The organism is Vibrio sp. 9-16B-A1, from assembly GCF_056726165.1.
This window is the reverse complement of sequence record NZ_JBSDZD010000020.1, coordinates 60,807-66,988: the sequence shown is the minus strand read 5'-3', so window position 1 is coordinate 66,988 and position 6,182 is coordinate 60,807. Positions and strand designations below refer to the sequence as shown.

The 6,182-nt window shown below is 47.0% G+C and carries 9 protein-coding genes; 8 read left to right on the top strand and 1 reads right to left on the bottom strand.

Annotated features, from left to right (window positions below; genetic code table 11):
• Positions 1 to 16: 16 nt before the first annotated feature.
• Positions 17 to 1,128 (bottom strand): IS3 family transposase gene (locus tag ACVB80_RS22705; protein WP_481081072.1). Its coding sequence is split into 2 segments (ribosomal slippage): positions 17 to 876 and positions 876 to 1,128, totalling 1,113 coding nucleotides; the frame shifts between segments, so codons are not numbered across the junction.
• A gap of 390 nt (positions 1,129 to 1,518) precedes the next feature.
• Between ACVB80_RS22705 and ACVB80_RS22700 the strand changes: the two genes are divergently transcribed.
• The 8 genes from ACVB80_RS22700 (at position 1,519) to ACVB80_RS22665 (ending at position 6,153) form a co-directional block, all read left to right on the top strand.
• The gene (locus ACVB80_RS22700; RefSeq protein WP_481083573.1) at positions 1,519 to 1,752 is read left to right on the top strand and encodes a hypothetical protein; all 234 of its coding nucleotides are present in this window, start codon (positions 1,519 to 1,521) and stop codon (positions 1,750 to 1,752) included.
• Between the two features lie 18 nt (positions 1,753 to 1,770).
• Positions 1,771 to 2,121 carry a hypothetical protein gene (locus ACVB80_RS22695; protein WP_481083572.1) on the top strand — a complete coding sequence of 117 codons (351 nt, stop codon included), beginning with the start codon at positions 1,771 to 1,773 and terminating at the stop codon, positions 2,119 to 2,121.
• A 51-nt stretch (positions 2,122 to 2,172) separates the two neighbouring features.
• Entirely contained in the window at positions 2,173 to 2,472 is a 300-nt protein-coding gene (locus ACVB80_RS22690; protein ID WP_481083571.1) for a hypothetical protein, read from the top strand.
• A gap of 238 nt (positions 2,473 to 2,710) precedes the next feature.
• Positions 2,711 to 3,433, top strand: a complete 723-nt coding sequence (locus tag ACVB80_RS22685; protein ID WP_481083570.1) for an alpha/beta fold hydrolase — start codon at positions 2,711 to 2,713, stop codon at positions 3,431 to 3,433.
• A gap of 299 nt (positions 3,434 to 3,732) precedes the next feature.
• Positions 3,733 to 3,903 (top strand): DUF2986 domain-containing protein, encoded by a 171-nt coding sequence (locus tag ACVB80_RS22680; protein ID WP_481083569.1) that lies wholly within the window; start codon positions 3,733 to 3,735, stop codon positions 3,901 to 3,903.
• Between the two features lie 161 nt (positions 3,904 to 4,064).
• On the top strand, positions 4,065 to 4,979 hold the full coding sequence (locus ACVB80_RS22675; RefSeq protein WP_481083568.1) for an arginase family protein: 915 nt from the start codon (positions 4,065 to 4,067) through the stop codon (positions 4,977 to 4,979).
• 25 nt (positions 4,980 to 5,004) lie between these two features.
• The gene (locus tag ACVB80_RS22670) at positions 5,005 to 5,412 is read left to right on the top strand and encodes an NUDIX hydrolase (protein ID WP_481083567.1); all 408 of its coding nucleotides are present in this window, start codon (positions 5,005 to 5,007) and stop codon (positions 5,410 to 5,412) included.
• Positions 5,413 to 5,466: 54 nt separating this feature from the next.
• Positions 5,467 to 6,153: a DUF4336 domain-containing protein gene (locus tag ACVB80_RS22665; RefSeq protein ID WP_481083566.1), complete on the top strand. Its 687-nt coding sequence runs from the start codon at positions 5,467 to 5,469 to the stop codon at positions 6,151 to 6,153.
• The last annotated feature ends 29 nt before the right edge of the window (positions 6,154 to 6,182 follow it).

Below are 6,182 nucleotides of genomic sequence, written 5' to 3'. Positions count from 1 at the left end.
TGTAACCCTCCCTGTTTTAGTGGCATTCTAAATTAGAGGTTTTCCTGTTTTCATGCCTTGCTAAATACTCCCAGGGAGTCAGATCATTCAGTGATTCATGAGGGCGTTCATCGTTGTACTCCCTCATCCAGTTTTCCGTCAGTTCCCGGACTTCACTCAGTGTTTTGAACACATACATGTCCAGAACTTCTGTCCGGTACGTCCGGTTAAAACGCTCGATATACGAGTTTTCTGTGGGCTTTCCTGGCCGAATGAACTCAAGTTCCACCTTGTTTTTTTCTGCCCATTCAGCCAAAGCGGTTGAGATAAACTCTGGCCCATTGTCCATTCGCAGTTTTCCGGGATAGCCTCTCCAGGCAATGATACGTTCGAGAACCCGTATCACCCGTGGAGCGGGCAGATTCAGGTCCACTTCAATCGCGAGTACTTCACGGTTGAAGTCATCCACGACATTGAATGTGCGAAAGCGTCTGCCACAGTTCAGTGAGTCACTCATAAAGTCGATAGACCAACAGCTGTTGACCCAGTCCGGGCATATCAGGGGCGCGGGCTCGCGCTTGGGTAAGCGTTTTTTGCCCTTGCGGCGCATGTTCAGTTTCAGAGAACAGTAAACACGATGAACCCGTTTATGGTTCCATGCATGCCCCCAACGCCTGAGCACGGCAAATACCTTGCCAAATCCGTATGCAGGATACCGCTCAGTTACTTCCTGAAGTTTGGCTATCACCTCATCATCCCGGTGAGGATCTGGCCGGTAGCGATATACCGAATCACTGATGCCAACTGCGCGGCAGGCCATTCTCAGGCTGGTTTGGAACTGTTTGCGAACATAATCGACCAGTTCCCGTTTAACCGCTGGCTTTAGAGCTTTTTTTCCAGAATGTCTTTGACAATGCGATGCTCAAGGCTGAGATCAGCAAACATCTGTTTGAGCCTTCGATTCTCATCTTCAAGCTCTTTCAGGCGTTTCACATCCGATGCTTCCATACCACCATACTTGGATTTCCAGTTGTAGTAAGTCGCATCAGAGATGCCATATTCACGGCAAACTTCATTGACCTTTCGGCCTGCTTCCACTTCCTTGAGGATCCTGACGATTTGTGTCTCTGTGTAGCGTGATTTCTTCATCATGCGTTCTCCGTTTGTTTCAGTGTAAACGGAAAAGCTCTAATTACTAGTGACCAGTTTTTTGGGGAGGGTTACAGTCATGCGCGTTATGCTGATAACGCGAGGGTTTTGCGTGAGTACGCCGCGGAGATCTCAGTCGACTGAATAACAGCCAATTTCAGCTTTGAACATCAGCTGACATATGGAAATTGTCTTTTCTAAGTTCAAAAATCAGGAGCATATGTCTGCTTTCAGGTATTTTAAAACCTATATAAAACCGGTCATTGATTGTGCAATTGGTTGGGATGAACACTTTCAGAGAAGCTCATATCAGCCCGGACTGAAGCCTGAATGGGCGGCTTCGGGCTCCTGTTTATAAGTAAACAAGTTCTGTGTTTAATAAGGATTATTATGAGACAGCAATATCACTTCCGTAACTCTGAGCGTGGGCTGCTTTCCTGGGACGTACTCCGGTTGGTTGATCTCACCAGAAACCTGTCCGTTATTGAAGTGCCTCTGGCTGATATTCGTGAGCTCGATGAGGAGTTTTGGTACGAGCTTGGTGGTGCGCTTCCTACTTGCCGAAATGCGGTGAAGGCGCTGTTTGAACGTGAAGCTGGCAATATCAATTCAGTTGTGGCATAAGCCCGGGAGTATCAGACGTTGTTCAGACTAATTAAAACAGTCGTGTGGGTAAATCTGTTGGCGGCGCTGGTGGTGGTCGTATTGTCACGCTATGTCGAGTTTTTCAGGGCGACCAGCCTGATGGATTTTCTGTTCTTTGTAGTCATTGTAATCTGGGTTATCGCCAAACTGATGTGGGAGGGAGGCATTCATTCCAAAGCGGCCCGCTATGATGACATGTTTACGGATAAAGCTTTCAGTATGGTTAAAGGGCATGATTTTGATGCCGAGCAGCGTGAACACAGTCAGCAAAACTATCAGACCGGATTTGTGTTGTTTATTGCCGGTCTCCCGGCTTTTATCACCTGTCTGGTGATGCAGTTCTTCTAGCCTTCAGGCCACACAAAAGGCTACCAAAACGGCATTCCTTAAGGAGTTAATATGAAGCAGATTTATATCATTCTTGGCATCCCATTTTGTCTGTGGACTATTATGCTTGCCTGCGAAAATGACTCGGTTAACTACATTCTTCTTAATGTTCTGTTAGTCATTCCTAAAACACCGACAATTTTCAGCGATTTGATTGGAAGCGTTTTTGACCTCTTCAAAGATGATATTGAGCAATCTATTAAGGATGCGATAGAAGAAGACCGCCTTGCTTCGGAAAGTGAACTGCTAAACCGAAAAGTCTATGAGACTTCGATCGTAGTTCAACCTGAGGTTGAAGATAAATCAGGTTAAAAGAGATTATATTGCTCCAGGATGAAGTTATTGGGTTTTATTATCGTATATACATTGGATAGTTACGATATTCGGTCGATTTCACACAGGAACAGATCTTGTTCAAACAGGTGTAATATCTGTATTCCGGTGGTCGTTGTGTAAGTTCCTGAATATTTGTGGTTGTTCTCGTATGGGGTTGATTGTCATCTGATTGAGTCTGAACACTGTGGTGACTTTGTAGTGATGGGAGGTGGGTGTGATAAGTAAATCAGGGATTGAATACAGGTATTGTGAGAATCCTTCAGCATCGGATTGCATTGTGATTAATACAGGAGCAGATGTTACCATTGAGAATAACCTGTGGGTACAGGATGAATTGCACAAGCGATACAGTGTTCTTCTGTATAACCGGGGTGGCTATGGAAACAGTGAACTTAAGTCTGAGAGACGTGATTTAGATACGATAACTGAAGAGTTACATGAACTGCTTACTGAGCTTAGCCTGGAAAATGTCATTTTATTGGGGCCGTCGTTAGGTGGTTTTTATTCAAGGTACTTTAACTTCATGTACCCTGAACTGATTAAAGCCGTAGTGACAGTTGATACATCGTTAAGCAATGTCTATGACAAGATTTGTGATGACGTTCCTGAACAGGAACGAACCTGGCTAAAAGAGACATTCATAAAGATGCAGCCGATAAATGCAGTGGTAGACTCAGAAATCTTTGAAATAGTTCAGCTCGAGTTTTCGGCGTTCTCTTTTCACGACACACCGGTATTGAGTTTCTGTAATACCAGTTTCGGTCCGGGAAAAGAGTATTTATCCAGGGCAATACTGAAGGCGGTGAAAGAAGAGGCGGACAAAGAACAAAATGTGACACTCGTATACTCCTCTGCAGGGCATGACATCATTCTGGACGACACGGTATTTTTCTTTAAAGAGTTTCATGATTTCGTAGACGGGCTAAACAACGGGTAGAGGATCGTGAGTACTCACAAAGAAAAGCTGTTGAAGCGGCTGAGTTCGGCCCGTTGCAAAGGATGTCTGAATTCTGTGCTAAAAAGAACGACGTCGCCTTGTTATGAAGCACCTAATGCTTTGGTGGGGATTCTGCCTTTTACATGGTGTCCGGGTTTATTCGACCACTACAGTGGGAGCAGGCGAGCAGTCTTATCAGACATCATATTCCGTTTACCGGAAATCCTTTTCCATCGGGCTTGAGCACAGGCTGTAATGACGTTACCCTTAGCGCCATCAACTTCCCGTGAGCAGAGTACATGAACCGTAAGAAGAAAATAAACACGATTTTGAAGAAGAAGGTGAAGAAGAAAAACGCCAAACTTCATAAGAGTAACAAACCAAAATACATCTCAAAGGCAGAACGGGAGAAAATGGAACTTGAGCAGCAGGCGGAGCAGGACGTTTCGCAGCAGCAGCCAGAAGCCTGATAACCTGAAGCAATTGATTTAAACGCCGGCAGATGAAACTGCCGGCGTTTTTTATATTGTCCCTCGCAATTTTATCAAACTGACTGCGCCGGGTTGTTACACCCGGGAGTACCTGAAGATATGCTTACAGTGTCGTAATGAATCAGGATAAGGGCAGGCCTGTGAAGAGAAAGTTTGATGTAATTGGGGCGCCGTTCAATCAGCTGGGGTTTGTGACCACGGATGACAACACGGTAGAGTCACTCAGGAAACCGGATGAGCAGTCAGGCACCGGACTGACGGATTGGATTTGGGTCCGGAATGCCCGCTGGGGAGCGGATATCACTGATGTCGGAGATGTGGAAATGTCTGACCAGGTGCAGGGTTTTCTGGGCAGTGAACAGAAAGATGCGGCACTTGCTGCCTACGCGGGTGCACTTAAGGAACGTCTGCTCGAGAGTTACACCAGTGGCCGGGTACCACTGACCATTGGTGGTGACCATTCCATTGCTGTCGGGACGCTTCAGGCCGTGAAGCAGTTCCATAAGGACAAAAGAGTCGCCATTATCTGGGCTGACGCACACGCAGACTGCAATAATACCCAGGACAGTAACCTGCATGGCAAGCCACTGGCACTGCTGATGAATCAATACCCGTTTCATGACTGGCATTTTGATGAGGATACGGTAATTAAACCATCGGATGTTTATTACATCGGTGTGCGGGATCTGATGCCCTGTGAGCACAGACTGGTTAATGAACTGGGCATTTTAAATGCCGATATGTCCGCAATCGAAGAGCAGGGCTTTAACACTATGCTCAAATCACTGATGCAACGTCTGGAGAAGGAATATGACGGCATCTATCTGTCATTCGATTATGACGTTCTTGATGGCAGCCTGTTTCGTGCGTGCGCAACCCCCAATGTCGGTGGGATTTCGGCAAGAGAGGCGCTTCATCTTGTTTATACCGTTGCACAAAGTGAGAAATTTATCGGCGCTGAGCTTGTTGAGTATCTGCCTGAGCGGGATACAAACGGAGTTTCACGTGAGCTGATGATCAAGCTCATCGATGCAGTGTTGGGCTATCGCTGCTGACGATCTGTAAAGGGAGAGAAGAGGAATGAAAAACCTTGCCATGGCAGTTGTTATCCGTAACGGGAGAGTACTGGTGCAGAAGCGCTGGCGCCACAACCAGGGAATGGTGTTTGAGTTTCCCGGGGGCGCGGTGGATGCCGGTGAAAATGGCGCGCAGGCCGCCGCCAGGGAGTTACGGGAAGAAACCGGACTGACGGCTGGCGTGCTTGTCGCCTGCCATCAGGCAACGAACCAGTTTGGTGGCAAGATACATTACGCGGTGTTTTCGTTACCGGAAGGGGAAGAGCCAAAGGCAGAAGACCCGGAGCGCAGGCAAAGTTTTTACTGGTTTGAACACAATGATGTTCCCCTGGGTGACTTTTGGTCAGCGGATGTAGAGTTTATTTCATGCCACCTGCCACAGCATTTGCGGGAGCCAGGGACGTTTAACTGAACATGAAACCGCAGGTTGGGTTTTGAAAAGTTTAAAGGATTAGGAGTGCAGAAGATGCGTTTACTGGCTGGTGGTGTCTGGATTTTTGATGGTGAGGCCGTGCCATTTCTGGGGCTTCCCTTTACCACCCGTATGACGGTTATTCGTCTCTCAGGTGGAGATTTATGGGTGCACAGTCCAATACGTTTGACGGCATCGCTGCAAAGTCAGGTCGATGAGCTTGGCAGCGTGAAATACCTGATAGCACCGAATCACCTTCATCACCTGTTTTTAAATGACTGGCTTGAAGCGTATCCGGATGCGCTGAGCTTTGGAACGGATGAGGTAATTAAAAAGCGCTCTGATTTGTCATTTACGGCTTCGCTGAATCAGCAACAAGACTGGCCATGGCAGGAGGAAATAGAGCAGGTGCTTTTTACCGGATCACCGTTGATGGAAGAGTGTGTTTTTTACCATACAAACTCAGGTGTGCTGGTGGTTACGGATCTGATAGAAAACTTCTCAGGAGATGATTTTAATCGCTGGCAGCGCCTGCTGGCCAAAGGAGCCGGCATCCTGGCACCACATGGAAAAATGCCTGTTGACTGGCGGCTTAGTTTTACGTTCGGGAAGTCAGAAGCCAGGCGGCATATCAATGCAATTATAGCCTGGCAGCCTCAAAAAATTGTGATGGCGCATGGTGTGATTGTTGAGGAAAACTCCGTCGGGTTTCTGGAACGCTCATTTCGCTGGTTGATTTAATGCTTATCAGTCATTAAGTGGTGGTTATG